Origin of the sequence: Kitasatospora sp. NPDC004799 (assembly GCF_040609095.1) — a bacterium.
GTDB lineage: Bacteria > Actinomycetota > Actinomycetes > Streptomycetales > Streptomycetaceae > Kitasatospora.
The window spans coordinates 1-1,134 of record NZ_JBEXJK010000832.1; the positions used below are offsets into that span (position 1 = coordinate 1).

General features: G+C 73.8%; 1 protein-coding gene and 2 pseudogenes. All 3 read right to left on the reverse strand.

Annotated elements, in window-relative coordinates; translation table 11 throughout:
* A pseudogene (locus tag ABZW03_RS41135) lies at positions 1-89 on the reverse strand (ribosome recycling factor); the annotation flags it as partial.
* A 2-nt stretch (positions 90-91) separates the two neighbouring features.
* A pseudogene (locus ABZW03_RS41140) lies at positions 92-208 on the reverse strand (lycopene cyclase family protein); the annotation flags it as partial.
* 152 nt (positions 209-360) lie between these two features.
* Positions 361-1,134 (reverse strand): SDR family oxidoreductase (locus ABZW03_RS41145; protein WP_355270037.1); only part of this gene is annotated, 774 nt, incomplete at its 5' end.

Sequence of the window (1,134 nt, forward strand, 5' to 3'; positions counted from 1 at the left end):
GCCGTGGTGTCGTTGAGCTCCTTCTCGGCGCGGCGGCCGTCGTCCTCGCCGACCTCGCCGTCCTTCACCAGCATGACGATGGAGTCCTTGCCGCCTCCACCAGCAGGACGCTCCGGTCGGGCCGGGCGCTGAGCCGGGCGGCGAGGACGCACCCCGCCGCACCGGCGCCGACCACCACGACGTCGTAAGCTCGCTCCGGAATCTCCATGCGTTCCTCTCATCTGGGTCGGTCGTGGATCGGGGCGGACGGGCTGTCGCGATGGGCGGCTGTCTTGATAAGCGGCTGTCGCGGCGGACGGTTGTCGGGGCGGACGGTTGTCGGGTGCGGCCCGGTCAACAGGCATTGGGCCCCGGCCGCGCTCAGCCGGCCAGGAATCCGCCGTCCACGACGACCACCTGGCCGTTGACGTACGAGGACGCCTCGGAGAACAGCCACAGCACCACGTCGGCGACCTGCCGGGGAGTGCCGATCACGCCGGAGGGGATCAGCCCCCGCCAGGTCGTGGCACCGCCGACCGCGGCCTCGGAGGCGGCCAGCATCTCGGTCTCGACCGGGCCCGGGGCGACCGCGTTCACCCGGACGCCGTCCCGGGCGTGCTCCAGGGCGCCGATCCTGGTGAGCGCGATCGCCGCGTGCTTCGAGGTGACGTAGGCACCGATCCCGGGGAACACGGTCCGCAGCCCGTGCACCGAGGTGTTGTTGACGATGGTGCCGAAGCCCTGGGCCGCCATCACCCGCAGCTCCTCCCGCATGCACAGCCACAGGCCGCGGGTGTTGACCGCGAAGGTCGCGTCGAACTGCTCGGGCGTCAGGTCGACGAGCCGCCCGTCCCCGGGGACTCCCGCGTTGTTGAAGGCGTGGTGCACGGCGCCGTACTCGGAGCGCACCGTCGCGAACAACCGCCGCACCTGCTCGGGGTCGGTGACGTCGCACGGGACGAACCGGGCCTCGCCGCCCGCCGCCCTGATCTCCGCGGCCGCGTCCTCGCCCTGCTCGACGCGGCGGGAGGCCAGCACCACCCGCATGCCGGCCCCGGCGAAGGCCAGTGCCGCGGCCCGGCCGATGCCGGCGCTCGCACCGGTGACCACAACCACCCGGCCCTGCGGGCCCGGCGGCACCGCCGGACGGCCGCC